We start from the raw sequence: 14972 nt of genomic DNA on the forward strand, positions 1-14972 counted from the left end.
ACAAGGGATGGGCTTATGGTCGCGCGTGTCAGTACGGTGGCATTTCAGGGCATCGAAGGTGTGCCGGTCGAGGTCCAGGTCATGGTCGCTCCCGGCAAGGTCGGCATGCAGATCGTCGGCCTGCCCGACAAGGCGGTGGCCGAAAGCCGCGAGCGCGTGCAGGCGGCCCTCCACGCCTCCGGCCTGGCGCTGCCGGCAAAGCGGGTGACCGTCAATCTGGCGCCGGCTGATCTCCCGAAAGAAGGCTCGCATTTCGATCTGCCGATCGCCCTTGCCCTGATGGCTGCCCTCGGCGCCATTCCCGCCGATGCGCTGTCGGATTTTGTCGTCGTCGGCGAGCTCAATCTCGACGGAACGATCGCCGCCATATCAGGCGCGCTGCCGGCTGCGATCGGCGCCAATGCGCTCGGCAAGGGGCTGATCTGCCCGGCCGAAAGCGGCGCCGAAGCCGCCTGGGCGGGCGCGGATGTCGATATCCTCGCACCCCGCAGCCTGATTGCCCTTGCCAATCATTTCCGCGGCACGCAGGTCCTGTCCAGGCCGGAGGCGTCGATCCGCGCCAATGCCGCAAACCTGCCGGATCTTGCCGAGATCAAGGGCCAGGAAAGCGCCAAGCGGGCGCTCGAAGTGGCCGCGGCCGGCGGCCATAATCTTCTGATGGTCGGTCCTCCGGGCTCCGGCAAGTCGATGCTGGCGGCCAGGCTGCCATCGATCCTCCCGCCACTTTCGGCCGCCGAGCTGCTGGAAGTGTCGATGGTTCATTCGATCGCCGGCCAGCTCTCCGGCGGCAAGCTTTCCGATCGAAGGCCCTTCCGTACCCCGCATCATTCCGCCACCATGGCAGCCCTCGTCGGCGGTGGCCTGCGCGCCCGTCCGGGCGAAGCCTCGCTTGCCCATCACGGCGTGCTCTTTCTCGACGAGTTTCCCGAATTCACGCCGCAGGCGCTCGATGCGCTGCGCCAGCCGCTCGAAGGCGGCGAATGCGTCATTGCCCGCGCCAATCACCGCGTTTCCTATCCGGCCAAATTCCAGCTGATCGCGGCGATGAACCCCTGCCGCTGCGGCATGGCGGGAGAGCCTGGCCATACCTGCGCCCGCGGCCCGCGCTGCATGAGTGATTACCAGGCCCGCATCTCCGGCCCGCTGATGGACCGCATCGATATCCGCATCGATGTGCCGGCCGTCTCCGCCGCCGATCTGATCAGGCCGATGGCGGCCGAAACCAGTGCCGACGTCGCCCGCCGCGTCGCCCGCGCCCGCGAGATCCAGCAGGAGCGCTTCGACAGCACCGGCGCAAAGGGCATCGGCACCAATGCCCGCTGCTCCACCGCGATGATCGAGAAACTGGCCGAGCCCGACGCCAGCGGCCTGCAGCTGCTGCGCGACGCCGCCGAAAAAATGAAATTCTCCGCCCGCGGTTACCACCGCATACTCAAGGTCGCCCGCACGCTGGCCGATCTCGACGGCAAGCCAACGGTCGGCCGCATCCATCTCGCCGAAGCCATCTCCTATCGCATCGCCGGCGAGAGGCTGACGGCTGCGGCGTGAGAAGAAAGGACTACTTGACAGCACGGTTGCCGGAAACTGAGAACGCGTGCGTGTGGCCCTCCACGCCTCCGGCCTGGCGCTGCCGGCCAAGCGGGTGACGGTCAATCTGGCGCCTACCGATCTGCTGTTGCCTTTGGTTTCCAGGGTGATCTGTAGTCTCTGCTCAAGATAGGCAGACACCGATTCCGCGACACGTGATCTTAGTGCGGTGCATGCTAGGCGGTGGGCTATTCGGCTGCTGGCTGCTAGACGACAACCTATTAGACCGTAGGCGTGCCAGGGGTGTACACGGGGGCTGCGCGAGGGAGCTACCCTGATCATGCAGTAGAAGAAATTTCCGCCGGAAATATTTGAACGGGGTTGTATTCGTGCAGTCTCCAACCATTACTTGGTCATGTAGCATGAAGCGGGGGCTTATGGCTGACTACCTTTCCAATTTGTGGCACATAGTTCCATGGGTCTCGCTGACACCTTTTATCGGCGCCATTGCAACAATTATCGCAGCCACCTTAGCTGCTCTGGTTGTCATTTCGCAGAATGCTAAGCAGGCGAGACGTGCCACCGTACAACTCAGGCATACCGAGGCGCTTAAACTGAAGATGCGCGTGTACGAAGAGATTGTCGGCCTTTGTCGTGAAGCAGGTGATGCGGAAGTGTCCTATTCTTCCTACGCTAGTGGCTTTGTGATCGACCTGACGCTCTATAGGGAGATGGCACGAGCGGGTCTAAGTTGGGGCTTGCCGAAGGCCAGGGCACTGAGCTTGTTCGAGAAGCAGGCACATTTCAGTAAGGCGGTGATAGCCTTGATTAGCTTGGCGGAGCGGTGGGGCGTTATTCATCCCGGCCTTGAGATGTACCGCTTGGCGTTCAATGTCGCTCTGCACGATGCGGAAATTGCGTTTGACCCATACCGCAGTCTGGTCATTCGCTTCATGCCAGCAGAGATCCCGAATAGCCCTGAGCAGGGATCGCTCTTTCCTTGGACCATGCCAGACGACGCCACTATTCAAACTCTCAAAGTCGCGACCGACGCGCTCATCAAGGCGATCGATAGCTTCGGTGGTTTCATGTACGACTTTCAAATCGACATGCAGAACCTTCTCGTTGGTGAGTTATTCGAACATCGGATCGCTCCCCGCCAGCCGCTTGACCCTAAGATCGTGGTCGCTCGCCTTGATGATTGGGAAAAGCTGAAAGCCTATTTCGAAAACAGCACGGCGTGGGGGAAGATGAAGATTGAAATCGACGCGCGGGTCCGCAAAGCAAACGAAGTTGCGGGGTAGCTGTAGCCGTCACGTTATGGCAAGACACCTTCGACATTTTCGGTCGGGAAGGTATATTCGCATTGACGTACCTGCCGTCTCCGCCGCCGATCTGATCCGGCCGATGGCAGCTGAAACCAGCGTCGACGTTGCGCGCCGCGTCGGCCGCCCATCTCGCCGAAGCCATCTCCTACCGCATCGCCGGCGAAAGGCTGACGGCGGCGGCGTAGGAAGAGGGCGCACCGAGCGGCCCGATATCCTGTGAAGATAACTGCAGAGTCATCCTTGAGCCCGCCGGTCTTGATGCTGGACTTCGCAGTGTCCGCAAAGGATTATGTGCGGCCTGAACGGAGGAGAGGTCATGCAGGGGATTGAGTTGTCGCGTCGCTTCTACGCGGACGTTGTCAGGCCCTGGTTGACCAGTGTTGCACCGGAACTCCCACATTCAGCGGCCTTGATTGGATTTGGATCGGAGCTGCTTGGTTTAGACGACGAGGTTTCCAGGGATCACAACTGGGGGCCTCGGGTCCACGTCTTCTTGGACGCAGATAGATTCAACGACTATGCCCGACGGTTGGTCGTCGAGTTCACCAAGGTGGCGCTCACCAATTACCTTGGTGAACCTATTGGGTGGCGGAGCCGCCCACATCCTCCTGCAAATGGCCCGGAGGCGGCAGGCGCCATTGAGCATGGACTCGAATTCCACACCTTTGAGGCTACGCTGGAACGGCTTCTGGCCGTTCGGTCCGTCGATAACCTTGCTCCCTTGCAGTGGCTGGGTTTCGCCGAACAGCGGCTGCTCGCCTTCACGGGAGGTGCCGTTTTCCACGATGACGACAAACGGCTGACACGCGCCCGAACGGCACTGGCCTATTTCCCTGACGACGTGTGGCTGTACAAAATCGCCTGTCAGTGGCGGCGTATTGCCGAGGAGCAGGCCTTTGTTGGCCGAGCAGGACAGGTCGGCGACGATCTGGGGTCCCGCGTGGTTGCGAGCCGGCTCGTGCGTGACATCATGCGGATGGGTTTCCTGCTCGACCGCCGCTATGCGCCGTACGCGAAGTGGTTTGGCAGTGCGTTCGGAAAACTGCCGCTGGCCGAAACCCTCTTACCGCTGTTGCAGCGGGCCTTGCTGGCCGAAGAATGGCAGCAGCGCGGAGAGGCACTTGCTTCGGCCTATCTTGCGCTGGCACGTCGCCAACTGGCGGACGGCATCGGCGGCAAGGTCGAGCCGGTCATTGGCCCATACTTCGAACGCCCCTTCGCGACGATCAATGCCGACCACCTGATCGAGGCAACCCTCAAGGGGATACGGGACCCCTTGATCAAAGAACTTCCGGTCGTCGGCGCCCTGGACCAGGTGAGCGATCTAACCCCCGTGCTCGAGGATCCGTCTGGGTCACAACGGATGATCACCGCACTGCTAGGCTGACGCGCATGGTTGCAGCCAGTCTCAACTCCGCTTCCGCCGATGCCGGCCGAAACCAACGCCGATGTCGACTGTTGACGCACTGGGACCATGTATCAGCGAGGCTTTTCAAGTTGCCACTCGAGATTGGAGCGCACTGCAGGCCATTCAGATGGAATGATGCTGTAGACACAAGTATCGCGAAGGGTACCGTCACGCATGCGCATATGCTGGCGCAAAATTCCGTCTAGCTTCGCCCCAAGGCGCTCAATTGCGCGTCGGCTCTGATGGTTGAGGAAGTGTGTACGAAATTCGACAGCCAGGCAGCCGAGGCTGTCAAATGCGTGCGATAGCAACAGCAGCTTGGCTTCAGTGTTCAGCGGAGTCTGCTGAGCGCGTTTGGCATACCAGGTGCTTCCTATTTCGACACGCGGCCCTGCAGGGTCGATATTCATGTAGGTGGTCATTCCCACCACGCTCTCGCTAGCTCTATCAAATACCACAAAGGGCAGCATCACGCCTGTCGCCTGAAGGCCTAGACACCGATCAATGTGGGCTGACATAGCTTCAGGTGCAGGAACGCCCGTGTACCATAGCTGCCAGAGGTTCCCGTCTTGCACGGCTTAGCAAGTCCGTCGTGATGCTCGTGCGCCAATGGAACAAGCTCAACGTGCCGGCCAGATAATGTGATTGCTTCTAAAGCCATAAGGGTGACCTCCGCGCCGGGGGAATTCATATTTCAAAACTTATGCATCTTGCTTTTGGCCCGGCAATACCAATGCCCTTGGCTGGCGCGTAATTCGGCACGAAAGTCGACGTTGGCGACAAGGCTGCCGTCGATCTACCGCCGCTGACGGCTGCGGCGTAACAAGAAGGGGCGCCGAAGCGCCCCGATATTCTGCGAAGATGAGAGCCGGGAAAGTGCGGCCTTAGCTACCGAGACCCTCAAACAGCGCTGTCGAGAGATAGCGCTCTGCGAAGGAGGGGATGATGATGACGATGTTCTTGCCGGCGTTCTCGGGACGGACGCCGACCTTGATCGCCGCCGTCAGTGCCGCGCCCGAGGAGATGCCGACCGGGACGCCTTCGAGCCTGGCGACCAGGCGCGCCTGTTCGAAGGCCTCGTCATTGGTCACGGTGACGACCTCGTCATAGATGCCGGTATCGAGGATCTTCGGCGCGAAGCCCGCGCCGATGCCCTGGATCTTGTGCGGGCCGGGGTTGCCGCCGGACAGGATCGGCGAATCGGCCGGCTCGACGGCGATGATCTTGATCTCGGGCTTGCGGCTCTTCAGCACCTGTCCGACGCCGGTGATCGTGCCGCCGGTGCCGATGCCGGAGACGACGATATCGACCGTGCCGTCGGTATCGTTCCAGATTTCCTCAGCGGTCGTCTTGCGGTGGATCTCGGGATTGGCCGGGTTTTCGAACTGCTGCGGAATGACGGCATCGGGAAGGGAGGACGCCAGTTCCTCGGCCTTGGCGATGGCGCCCTTCATGCCCTTTGGTCCCTCGGTCAGCACCAGCTCGGCGCCGAGCAGCGCCAGCATCTTGCGGCGCTCGACCGACATCGTTTCCGGCATGGTGAGGATCAACCGATAACCCTTGGCGGCGGCGGCAAAGGCGAGCGCGATGCCTGTGTTGCCGGAGGTCGGCTCGATCAGCACCGTCTTGCCGGGGGTGATCTTGCCCTGGGCTTCGAGGCTTTCGATCATGGCGACGCCGATGCGGTCCTTCACGGAGGCGATCGGGTTGAAGAATTCGAGCTTGCCGATCAGGTTCGCCACGACGCCTTTTTCCCGCGCCAGCTTGTCGAAGCGTACGAGCGGCGTGTCGCCGATGGTCTCGGTGATCGAGGAATAGATGCGGCCGCGGCCGGGCTTGTGCGACATGGGTGCTCTCCCTTTGAAATCCTGCTCCTGAAATCGAGGGGGAGAATAGGGTCAAAGGCCCGTCTAGGCCAGACCGCGTTCGACCTGGAGGAGCGATCAGGAGAGAAAAAAACCTTTGAAAACCGTTTCTTGCCGAATGTTTATTTCAGGCCGCCCGCGTGGCGATGAAGGCTGCCGTGCCGGCGAGGATACCTGATGCAACCCGGTTCAGCGCCTGCAAGGCCCGCGGCTGCTTCAGCATCGTCCGGGCTCGCGAGGCAAGCAGCATATAGGGCACGAGCACGACGATCAGCACCACGAAGGTGGTGGTGAGCAGGAGCGCATAGTCGCGCAGGCTGATATTGCCGATATCGATCAGCGTCGGCACCAGGGCGACATAGAAGAGCATCGTCTTCGGATTGCCGAGCGTCACTAGCAGGCCGGAGAGGAAGGATAGGCCGATATTGGTGGATTTCCGCGCCGCGATATCCTGCGGCAACAGCCCCGCCGTCCAGAGTTTCCAGGCGATGTAGCCGAGATAAAGGACGCCGGCGATCTTGATTATTATGAACACCTCGGTGAAGGTTTGCGCCACGAAGGCAAGGCCGAGAATGACCGCCGTGAGATAGGTCATGTCGCCGAGCACCAGGCCGAGACCCATGAAGAAGGTCTCGCGGAAATTCGAGCCGAGCGCGCGTGCAACGATCGCGGTGATCCCCGGTCCCGGAATGGCCGCTGCGATGAACAGCGCTCCAGCATAGGTCAGCAAGGCGGCTAGGCTCATGAGACGCTCCCTTCTTTTTGCCCCGCTATTTTATATCCGGTGCCTGCAACCATCAATCCGCCGGCGTTGATGGATGCATCACCGACAAGAATGCTTGGCCGCCGCACGCCCGTGACCTTGAAGAACCGCGAGGCTCCCGTATCTCTTGCGGTGAAGATCTCCGATGGGCACCCATCGTCATGGTCGTCTTCATCAGGATGTCATCGCCGCCCTATCAGGTCCCCAATATCGCTTCGTCACCCAAGGAGAAAACGGATGTCCCCCTCACAGGCCGAGAAGACCAGACTTGCGCCCCTGAAGACGCCTTCGGATTTGCCGACCAACGCCATTACCGATATTTCGGCAGCGCTCACCACGCTGCTCGCCGATATGTTCGCGCTCTATCTCAAGACCAAGAATTTCCACTGGCACATGTCCGGCCCGCATTTCCGCGACTACCATCTGCTGCTCGATGAGCAGGGCGAGCAGATCTTCGCGACCACCGATGCCATCGCCGAGCGTGCCCGCAAGATCGGCGGCGTGACGCTGCGCTCGATCGGCCATATCGCCCGCCTGCAGCGCATTGCCGACAACGACGCCGATTACGTGACGCCCGAGGATATGCTCGCCGAACTGCGCGACGACAACGGCCGTCTCGTCTCGCTGCTGCGCGAAACGCATGAGGTCTGCGCCGAGCACAATGATGTGGCAACGACGAGCCTGCTGGAGGTCTGGATCGACGAGGCCGAGCGCCGCACCTGGTTCCTGTTCGAAACGACACGCCGGCAGAAATAACATCGGCAGACCGGGCATGTCTGTCATGCCCGGTTCTCAGCTCTCCAGCGCCCGCGGCCGCAGCCAACGCGGCGTCCAGCCGAGATTCATGCCGGCGGCGGCAAGCAGAATGATCGCCGCGCCTGCGATCTGCATCGGCTGCAGCGCGTGGCCGAAGGCCAGCCGGTCGACGAGGATCGCCGCGATCGGATAGATGAAGGATAGCGCGCCCGTGAGATGCGTCGGCAGCCTCTGGATTGCGCCATAGAGCAGCACATACATCAGCCCGGTATGGACGACGCCGACCGTCACCAGGATCGCCCAAGACCTGACATCGCCGGGCGGATGGGAGAAATCCGTCATCGGCGCCAGCATCAGCATGCCGGTTGCGACCTGGATGAGCGCGATCAGATGCGGCGGCGTGCCTTTCAGCCATTTCGCGGCAAGGGCTGCGAGCGCATAGAAGAAGGCCGCACCGAGCGCCATCAGGATGCCGAGGCCGTAACCGTCAGATGTCGCCCCGCCTGTCTCCGGTTTTGCCTCGACGATGGCAATCATGCCGGCGAAGGCGAGCGTCAGCCAGAACAGCTTGGTGGCGGTGATCTTCTCGCCGAGGAAGAGCGCGCCGAGCACGAGCAGCATGAAAGGCTGGGTGTTATAGACAGTCGTCGCGATCGAGATCGTCGCATGTGAATAGGAGGCAAACAGCAGCAGCCAGTTCAAGACGATGGCGACGCCGCCTGATATGGCGATGCCGAAGGCGCGCAGCGTGATGGTGCCGGGCCGCAGCAGCCCGAGAGCGCCGCAGATGACAAGCAAAGTGAGCGCGCCGAACAGGCAGCGCCAGAAGACCACGCCGCTGACCGGCTGGCCCGACATGACGACGAACCAGCCGATCGTGCCCGAGATCAGCATCGCTGCCGTCATTTCCACCGTGCCTCTTTTGATGTCGCTGCCCATGATCGCCTCCATTTCGGTGGCATCAGAATATTGCGGCGAGAGGCATTTTTATATAAGGATAAGAAGGAAAATGATCGGTATCACCTAATCATGTGAGGGGAATATCTCGCCGTGGCTAATGATGTGCAATCGCTCGACGAAACCGATCAGGCCATTCTGGAGGCGCTGGCCGGCAATGCGCGGATCTCGCTGAAAGAACTGGCGCAGCAGGTCGGCCTGTCCTCGCCGAGTGCCGCCGAGCGCCTGCGCCGGCTGGAGGAACGCGGCGTCATCAAGGCCTTCACTATCGATCTCGATCCCGCCGCCGTCGGTTATCCCCTGCAGGCGATCGTGCGCGTGCGTCCGCTGCCGGGACAGCTGCACATCGTCGAGCGCATCATCCAGGAAATTCCCGAAATCATCGAATGCGACAAGGTGACGGGTGATGATTGCTTCATTGCCCGCCTGGTCATCCGCTCCATGGCCGATCTCGACGGCATCCTCGACCGGGTCGCCGAAAGGGCGGAGACCAACACCGCGATGATCAAAGCCTCGCCCGTCAAGCGCCGCCTGCCACCGCTTTCCCGCCGAAAATAGGGAGATCTAGAATTCCGCCATCGGCGACAGCATCGCCGGAAAATCCGGGGTAGCATGGTCGAGCCCGCGCAGCATCAGCCTCGTGCCGCTTTCCAACTGTTGTGGAGCACCCTCCCAGCCGAGCTTGTCGGGACGGAACAGCACTTCGACAGAGGCGGGCACGATCTCCAGTCCGCCAAGGATCGCGGCAAGCGAGGGCATCTCCGCCGCCACCACGTCGAGGAGGCTGAGGCGGCCCGCCTCGTCGATCTTCCAGGCGATGGCCGCCTGCCGCTCTGCCAGGAAACTGATGCGGACATCCGGATCGAGCTGGGTGTTGATCAGAAACATCGCTGCATTGACCGTGACCGCCAGCGAGGTCGAAACCGGGCTTCGGCCTTTCAGCAGCGCTTGCAGCAGGGCAAGATCATCCGCGTTGGTCGGCGAAAGCGGCCGGGCAGGTGCGGCTGGTGTCGAAGGGGCGGGTGCCGCTCCCTCGTATCGGTGCAGCGGTATCGCGTGGAAACCATAGGGCTCGTAAAGCGACGGCTTGTCGGTATAGAGGATGACGGCTTCAAAGCCCTGCCGCTCGCACCAGTCGAGCGCGTTCACCGTGACGTCGCGATAGAGCCCGCGGCCCCGCCATGGTGGCCGCACCGCACCCGATTGCAGCCCGGCGGCATGGACAATCCTGCCATTGAGGACGAAGGGCAGTGCAAAGGCTGAAATATTGGCCGTAAGTTCGCCTTCGGCATCAAACCAGCCGAAGGGCATGCTGGTGGGATCGGGTCCGCCAAGCTGCTGCAGCGGCCCGATATCGATGCCGAAAATATCCTTGAGCAGGCAAACAAGCGCCGCCCAGCCGGCAGGGTCGCCGAAATAGTCCTGCCGGAAGGTCAGGCCAGCGCTGTCGAGGCGCTGTGCCATCAGACGCCGGTGGAGCCGAAGCCACCTGCGCCACGCACCGTTTCGCTGGCCGCGGTGATCTCGGCCACCCGTGCCTGGGTCACCGGTGCGATCACCATCTGGGCGATGCGCATGCCGCGCGAAATAACGAATGCTTCCTCGCCGAGATTGGCAAGCAGCACTTTCACTTCGCCGCGATAGTCGCTGTCGACGGTGCCCGGCGAATTCAGGCAGGTGATGCCGTTTTTGAAGGCAAGGCCGGAACGCGGCCGCACCTGTCCCTCGAATCCTTCGGGGATCTCGAAGATGAAGCCAGTCGGCACCAGCGCTCGTTTGCCGGGCAGAAGTGTGAGGGGTGCTGCCTCGTCGACGGCAGCGCGCAGGTCCATGCCGGCGGCTCCCTTGCTTTCATAGCCAGGCAGGTCGAGGCCTTCGCCATTGGCTAAGCGGATCAGGTTCAGCGTCGGGCGCGTATCGTGATGAATGGTCATGGCCCATTACTTTGCGCCCGCGGGCCCGAGGTCAATTGCATTGCCGGGCTTTAATCGCTAGATACGCGGCAATTCCACAGGATTCACAAGCATGGCCGAAAGTCTCGCCGAGGCGGTCTCCCGCCGCCGCACATTCGCTATTATCGCCCACCCGGACGCGGGTAAGACGACGCTCACTGAAAAGCTGCTGCTGTTCGGCGGCGCCATTCAGCTTGCCGGCGAAGTCAAGGCGAAGAAGGATCGCATGCAGACGCGCTCCGACTGGATGAAGATCGAGCGCGAACGCGGCATCTCCGTCGTCACCTCGGTGATGACCTTCGAATATAACGATAATGTCTTCAACATCCTCGATACGCCGGGTCACGAGGATTTCGCCGACGACACCTATCGCACGCTGACGGCCGTCGACGCCGCGGTCATGGTGATCGATGCCGCCAAGGGCATCGAGCCGCGCACGCTGAAGCTCTTCGAAGTCTGCCGCATGCGCGATATTCCGATCATCACCTTCATCAACAAGATGGACCGCGAAAGCCGCGATCCCTTCGAGATCCTCGATGAGGTGGAAGAGAAGCTGGCGCTGGATACGGCGCCGATCACATGGCCGATCGGCCGCTCCAAGACTTTCTGCGGCTCCTACAATATCGCCGCCAACACGGTGCGCGGTTCGGATACCGAAATCGAGGGGACGCCGGTCAATGGCCCGCAAAGCGTGGCCGGCAGGCTGCCGGAAAACGAGCGCCAGGTCTTCATCGAGGAGACGGAGCTGGCGATCGAGGCCTGCCGTCCGTTCGACCGCGAAGCCTTCCTCGAAGGCCATATGACGCCGGTCTTTTTCGGCTCGGCGCTGCGCAATTACGGCGTTCGCGATCTCATCAACGCGCTCGGCGATTTTGCGCCGCCGCCGCGTGACCAGGTCGCCGATACCAGGACCGTGCATGCGACCGACGACAAGATGACCGCCTTCGTCTTCAAGATCCAGGCGAACATGGATCCCAATCACCGCGACCGCATCGCCTTTGCCCGCATCTGCTCCGGCAAGCTCGAACGCGGCATGAAGGCAAGGCTCGCCCGCACCGGCAAACAGCTTGGCCTGACGGCGCCGCAATTCTTCTTCGCCTCGCAGCGCCAGCTCGCCGACACCGCCTATGCCGGCGACGTCGTCGGCATTCCCAACCACGGCACGCTCCGGATCGGCGATACGCTGACCGAAGGTGAATCGCTTGTCTTCCAGGGCGTGCCGAACTTCTCGCCGGAGATCCTGCGCCGCGTGCGCCTGGAAGACGCGATGAAGGCGAAGAAGCTGAAGGAAGCCCTGCAGCAGATGGCCGAAGAAGGGGTCGTCCAGCTGTTTTCGCCGGAAGACGGCTCGCCGGCAATCGTCGGCGTCGTCGGCGCCCTGCAGCTCGACGTCTTGAAGGAGCGGCTGATGGCCGAATACGGCCTGCCGGTCTCCTTCGAAATGTCGCGTTTCTCCGTCTGCCGCTGGATCTCGGCCGAGCAGCCGGCCGATCTCGAGAAATTCCTCACCGTCAAGCGCGGCGATATCGCCCGCGATCTCGACGGCGACCCGGTTTTCCTCGCCCAGGACGGTTTCTCGCTGCGTTACGAGTCCGAGCGCCATCCGGCGATCAAGATGGTCGCGATCAAGGAATATCACGCCGCCAAGGCGGCGTGATAGCTAATCGCCAAGCCGTTCCGCCAGGAAATCGACGACGGCGCGCACTGCCGGCAGTTGGCCACGCCGATGCGGCATCAGGATCGTCGTCTCGATGCTGCCTGCCGTCCATTCCGGCAGCACCCGCACCAGCCGCCCGTCTGCCAGCGCCTTGCGGCAGACGGATGTCGGCAGGCAGGTAATGCCGAGCCCTGACATGGCCATTTCCATCAGGACATAGGGCTCATCCGCCGCCATGACGGAATGCAGCGTGACGAGAACCTCGTCGCCGCGCGAATATAGCCGCCACTGATCCTCTGTCAGGCTGGTCATGATCGTCGCATGCTGTGCCAGCTCCTCCGGCCGGCGCGGTTCGCCATGGGCGCAGATATAATCCGGCGAGGCGAGGATGAAGAAAGGGTGGCTGGCGAGCTTCCGCTGTACCAGTGCGGAATCCGGCAGCGGCCCGCGATGGCTGCGCAGCGCGATGTCGAAGCCTTCCTGCACGATGTCGACGAAGCGGTCCGTCACGTGCACGGAAAGCCGGAGCTTCGGATAACGTGCTGCCAGCGCCGGCAGATGCTCAGTCAAGGTAAACTGCGCCGTCGGCACCGAGGCGGTGAGGCGAACGCTGCCGGCGGGTTCAGCCAGATGCCGCCGCACGATGCCCTCGGCCATCTCCGCCTCGATGATCGAGGCCTGGGCGTGCTGAAAGAATTCCCGGCCGAGTTCGGTTAGCGCGAAGCTTCGCGACGTGCGCTGGATCAGCCGGACGCCGAGCCGGGCCTCCAGCTCCGCAACCCGTTTGCTCACGGTCGATTTCGGAATGCCGAGATGCCTGGCGGCGGCGGTAAAACTGCCGCTGTCGACGGCCTGCACGAAAAGATGGAGGTCGTTGAGGTTGAAGAGCGTCATCGTCAGCTTCCAGCTATGTAGACATTGCGATGCATTTATAGCCTCTACCGCGGGATCGTCCACATCTGCACATTCAACGTGTCCAAACGGGTTCAATTCTGAAAGGAACGATTGATGTCACCCATATTGTTTTACGGCGTGCCGGAGGGCTGCTCCTTCGGCTCGATCGTCGCGCTGGAATGGTCCGGCCTGCCTTATCGGCTCTGCCGCGTCGAGATGCCGGACATGGTCTCCGGCGAAGAATACAAGCGGATCAACATGGTCGGCGAAACGCCGTCGCTGCTGCTCGAAGATGGCAGGGCGATCAGCGAAAGCATGGCGATCCTCCACCATATCGGCGCCCGCGCGGTCGGCAACGGTCTGGGCTTTGCGCAGGGGTCGGCGGATTTCGATCGGCTGAACCAGATGCTCGCCTTTCTCAACACCAGTTTCTTCCAGGCCTTCGGCCCGCTCTGGTATGCGATCGAGCATCCGCTGGAGCCGCAGCAGAAGCAGGCCCTCACAGCCTACGGCATCGCCGCGGTCGAAAAGGCGCATCAGACGCTGGAGCGTCTGCTGGATGGCCGTGAATGGCTTCTCTGCAATGGGCCAAGCCTGGCGGATGCCTATTTCGTCGGGATCGCCCGCTGGAACGATTTCCACAAGGTCGTCGACCGCCGGCAGTTTCCCGGCCTGCATCGCCTCTATGAGCGCATGCAGCTGGAGCCGGCCGTGCGTTTTGCCCATGCGATCGAGCATCGGCAGGAGGCGAAAAGCAGTGGCGGTTTCCGCGGCGAGGTCGATCTGGCCGAAGCGCTCGGCCTGTTGAAACAGGCGGCCTGATCGCCGCCGCCGTCGCACCCCTGCGGTGCGACGGCCAATGTGGCTTAGCCGGCAGCGATGATCTCGATCTCGACCAGCCAGTCGTCGCGCAGCGTTTCGACAATGATCGCCGTGGTCGGCACGGCGCGGCCATTGAGGGCCCGAAGACGGGCATTCTGATTCGCCTCCATAAAGGCGCCGTCGCGGAGATAGCTCGTCAGCCGCACGATATTGCCCACCGTCATATCAGCGGAAGTGAGGATAGCGCGCAGATTGGACCAGATGAGCTCCAGCTGTCCTTCCAGATCGGCCGCCGCCATTCCCTGTTGATTGAGACCCATGGTGCCGCTGACGAAGAGCAGCCGGGATGGATGCTTGACCTCCAGCGCATGGATGTAATCAGGGCTCGCTGCATAAGTCCCACTTGCCGGATTGCGCGCGATCATCTCCATGTAATTTCTCCCACTCCGAATATTCTATTGAAGAATGCCAGTATCGGCGATTATTCTTCGGCAGAAAGGGGAGTTTGCGGAATGGCGAAAAATACAGACGATCTTCGGCAGGGACGCAGGCAGCAGCCGGTCATCGATGCATTCGACCGAAGAATATTAGCCGCGCTCGCCGCCGACAGCAGCCAGAGCTATGCCAGGCTTGGCGAAGCGGTCGGCCTGTCGGCGCCGGCCGTGCATGAGCGGGTGCGCCGCCTGAGACAATCCGGCGCCATCAAGGGCGTGCATGCCGCGCTGGATGGCGCAGCCCTCGGCAAGCCGCTGCTTGCCTTCGTGCATGTGGAGGCGGCGGGCTGGGGCAAGAGCGAGCGGCTGATGCAGGTCCTGCAGTTTCCCGAAGTCGAGGAGATGCATTCGGTCGCCGGCGACGCCAGCGTTCTCTTCAAGGTCCGCACCGCCAGCCCTCAGGCCTTGGAGGCTTTTCTCGCCCAGATCCACGCCGTTCCCGGCGTCACCGGCACCCGCAGCTATATCGCGCTTTCCACCTATCTCGAGCGCCCGGTCCAAGCCGGCGTCACCGATAGCTGGCCGGACATGCCTCTGCCGGAATAAAGG

Annotated in this window: 15 protein-coding genes and 1 pseudogene; 8 read left to right on the forward strand and 8 right to left on the reverse strand. The window is 62.0% G+C overall.

Translation table 11 applies throughout. The features are described 5' to 3' along the window. The first annotated feature begins 15 nt into the window (after positions 1 to 15). The 3 genes from C3Y91_RS07150 (at position 16) to C3Y91_RS07170 (ending at position 4242) form a co-directional block, all read left to right on the forward strand. Complete coding sequence (locus tag C3Y91_RS07150) at positions 16 to 1548, forward strand: YifB family Mg chelatase-like AAA ATPase (protein ID WP_168575200.1); 1533 nt, start codon at positions 16 to 18, stop codon at positions 1546 to 1548. A gap of 416 nt (positions 1549 to 1964) precedes the next feature. Next, positions 1965 to 2831: a hypothetical protein gene (locus C3Y91_RS07160; protein ID WP_024322225.1), complete on the forward strand. Its 867-nt coding sequence runs from the start codon at positions 1965 to 1967 to the stop codon at positions 2829 to 2831. Between the two features lie 340 nt (positions 2832 to 3171). Beyond that, on the forward strand, positions 3172 to 4242 hold the full coding sequence (locus tag C3Y91_RS07170; RefSeq protein WP_024322224.1) for a DUF4037 domain-containing protein: 1071 nt from the start codon (positions 3172 to 3174) through the stop codon (positions 4240 to 4242). Between the two features lie 92 nt (positions 4243 to 4334). Here C3Y91_RS07170 and C3Y91_RS07175 read toward each other — a convergent pair. From C3Y91_RS07175 to C3Y91_RS07185, 3 genes and pseudogenes are all read right to left on the reverse strand, one after another. Next, positions 4335 to 4924, reverse strand: a pseudogene (locus tag C3Y91_RS07175) (GNAT family N-acetyltransferase). 223 nt (positions 4925 to 5147) lie between these two features. After that, positions 5148 to 6110 carry a cysteine synthase A gene (cysK, locus tag C3Y91_RS07180; RefSeq protein ID WP_017966677.1) on the reverse strand — a complete coding sequence of 321 codons (963 nt, stop codon included), beginning with the start codon at positions 6108 to 6110 and terminating at the stop codon, positions 5148 to 5150. A gap of 145 nt (positions 6111 to 6255) precedes the next feature. Continuing rightward, complete coding sequence (locus C3Y91_RS07185; RefSeq protein WP_168575201.1) at positions 6256 to 6873, reverse strand: LysE family translocator; 618 nt, start codon at positions 6871 to 6873, stop codon at positions 6256 to 6258. Positions 6874 to 7128: 255 nt separating this feature from the next. Here C3Y91_RS07185 and C3Y91_RS07190 point away from each other — a divergent pair, with 255 nt between their 5' ends. Continuing rightward, positions 7129 to 7647, forward strand: a complete 519-nt coding sequence (locus C3Y91_RS07190; protein WP_018070013.1) for a Dps family protein — start codon at positions 7129 to 7131, stop codon at positions 7645 to 7647. A gap of 36 nt (positions 7648 to 7683) precedes the next feature. On the opposite strand, the gene C3Y91_RS07195 is transcribed toward C3Y91_RS07190, so the two are convergent. Next, complete coding sequence (locus tag C3Y91_RS07195) at positions 7684 to 8598, reverse strand: DMT family transporter (protein WP_174826971.1); 915 nt, start codon at positions 8596 to 8598, stop codon at positions 7684 to 7686. Positions 8599 to 8697: 99 nt separating this feature from the next. Here C3Y91_RS07195 and C3Y91_RS07200 point away from each other — a divergent pair, with 99 nt between their 5' ends. Beyond that, positions 8698 to 9162, forward strand: coding sequence for an Lrp/AsnC family transcriptional regulator (locus tag C3Y91_RS07200; RefSeq protein WP_130688610.1), 465 nt, complete (start codon positions 8698 to 8700; stop codon positions 9160 to 9162). 6 nt (positions 9163 to 9168) lie between these two features. Here C3Y91_RS07200 and C3Y91_RS07205 read toward each other — a convergent pair whose 3' ends face one another. Further along, on the reverse strand, positions 9169 to 10068 hold the full coding sequence (locus C3Y91_RS07205; protein WP_130688611.1) for a GNAT family N-acetyltransferase: 900 nt from the start codon (positions 10066 to 10068) through the stop codon (positions 9169 to 9171). Next, entirely contained in the window at positions 10068 to 10538 is a 471-nt protein-coding gene (gene dut, locus C3Y91_RS07210; RefSeq protein ID WP_130688612.1) for a dUTP diphosphatase, read from the reverse strand. Before dut ends, C3Y91_RS07205 begins: the two co-directional genes overlap by 1 nt. Before the next feature lie 91 nt (positions 10539 to 10629). On the opposite strand from dut, the gene C3Y91_RS07215 reads away from it, so the two are divergent. Next, positions 10630 to 12213, forward strand: a complete 1584-nt coding sequence (locus tag C3Y91_RS07215; protein WP_017990055.1) for a peptide chain release factor 3 — start codon at positions 10630 to 10632, stop codon at positions 12211 to 12213. Positions 12214 to 12216: 3 nt separating this feature from the next. Here the strand turns inward: C3Y91_RS07215 and C3Y91_RS07220 are convergent, their stop codons facing one another. Next, positions 12217 to 13107 (reverse strand): LysR substrate-binding domain-containing protein, encoded by an 891-nt coding sequence (locus C3Y91_RS07220; RefSeq protein WP_168575203.1) that lies wholly within the window; start codon positions 13105 to 13107, stop codon positions 12217 to 12219. A gap of 114 nt (positions 13108 to 13221) precedes the next feature. Here C3Y91_RS07220 and C3Y91_RS07225 point away from each other — a divergent pair, with 114 nt between their 5' ends. Then, on the forward strand, positions 13222 to 13929 hold the full coding sequence (locus C3Y91_RS07225) for a glutathione S-transferase family protein (protein WP_168575204.1): 708 nt from the start codon (positions 13222 to 13224) through the stop codon (positions 13927 to 13929). 44 nt (positions 13930 to 13973) lie between these two features. On the opposite strand, the gene C3Y91_RS07230 is transcribed toward C3Y91_RS07225, so the two are convergent. Beyond that, positions 13974 to 14360, reverse strand: a complete 387-nt coding sequence (locus tag C3Y91_RS07230) for a RidA family protein (protein WP_168575205.1) — start codon at positions 14358 to 14360, stop codon at positions 13974 to 13976. Between the two features lie 27 nt (positions 14361 to 14387). On the opposite strand from C3Y91_RS07230, the gene C3Y91_RS07235 reads away from it, so the two are divergent. Further along, positions 14388 to 14969 carry an Lrp/AsnC family transcriptional regulator gene (locus C3Y91_RS07235; protein WP_168575206.1) on the forward strand — a complete coding sequence of 194 codons (582 nt, stop codon included), beginning with the start codon at positions 14388 to 14390 and terminating at the stop codon, positions 14967 to 14969. The last annotated feature ends 3 nt before the right edge of the window (positions 14970 to 14972 follow it).

This window comes from Rhizobium ruizarguesonis, assembly GCF_012349115.1.
GTDB lineage: Bacteria > Pseudomonadota > Alphaproteobacteria > Rhizobiales > Rhizobiaceae > Rhizobium > Rhizobium ruizarguesonis.

Coding starts and splice junctions, on each gene's coding strand:
- C3Y91_RS07150 (WP_168575200.1), top strand. CDS start 16: ATGGTCGCGCGTGTCAGTACGGTGGCATTTCAGGGCATCGAAGGTGTG.
- C3Y91_RS07160 (WP_024322225.1), top strand. CDS start 1,965: ATGGCTGACTACCTTTCCAATTTGTGGCACATAGTTCCATGGGTCTCG.
- C3Y91_RS07170 (WP_024322224.1), top strand. CDS start 3,172: ATGCAGGGGATTGAGTTGTCGCGTCGCTTCTACGCGGACGTTGTCAGG.
- cysK (WP_017966677.1), bottom strand. CDS start 6,110: ATGTCGCACAAGCCCGGCCGCGGCCGCATCTATTCCTCGATCACCGAG.
- C3Y91_RS07185 (WP_168575201.1), bottom strand. CDS start 6,873: ATGAGCCTAGCCGCCTTGCTGACCTATGCTGGAGCGCTGTTCATCGCA.
- C3Y91_RS07190 (WP_018070013.1), top strand. CDS start 7,129: ATGTCCCCCTCACAGGCCGAGAAGACCAGACTTGCGCCCCTGAAGACG.
- C3Y91_RS07195 (WP_174826971.1), bottom strand. CDS start 8,598: ATGGAGGCGATCATGGGCAGCGACATCAAAAGAGGCACGGTGGAAATG.
- C3Y91_RS07205 (WP_130688611.1), bottom strand. CDS start 10,068: ATGGCACAGCGCCTCGACAGCGCTGGCCTGACCTTCCGGCAGGACTAT.
- dut (WP_130688612.1), bottom strand. CDS start 10,538: ATGACCATTCATCACGATACGCGCCCGACGCTGAACCTGATCCGCTTA.
- C3Y91_RS07215 (WP_017990055.1), top strand. CDS start 10,630: ATGGCCGAAAGTCTCGCCGAGGCGGTCTCCCGCCGCCGCACATTCGCT.
- C3Y91_RS07220 (WP_168575203.1), bottom strand. CDS start 13,107: ATGACGCTCTTCAACCTCAACGACCTCCATCTTTTCGTGCAGGCCGTC.
- C3Y91_RS07225 (WP_168575204.1), top strand. CDS start 13,222: ATGTCACCCATATTGTTTTACGGCGTGCCGGAGGGCTGCTCCTTCGGC.
- C3Y91_RS07230 (WP_168575205.1), bottom strand. CDS start 14,360: ATGGAGATGATCGCGCGCAATCCGGCAAGTGGGACTTATGCAGCGAGC.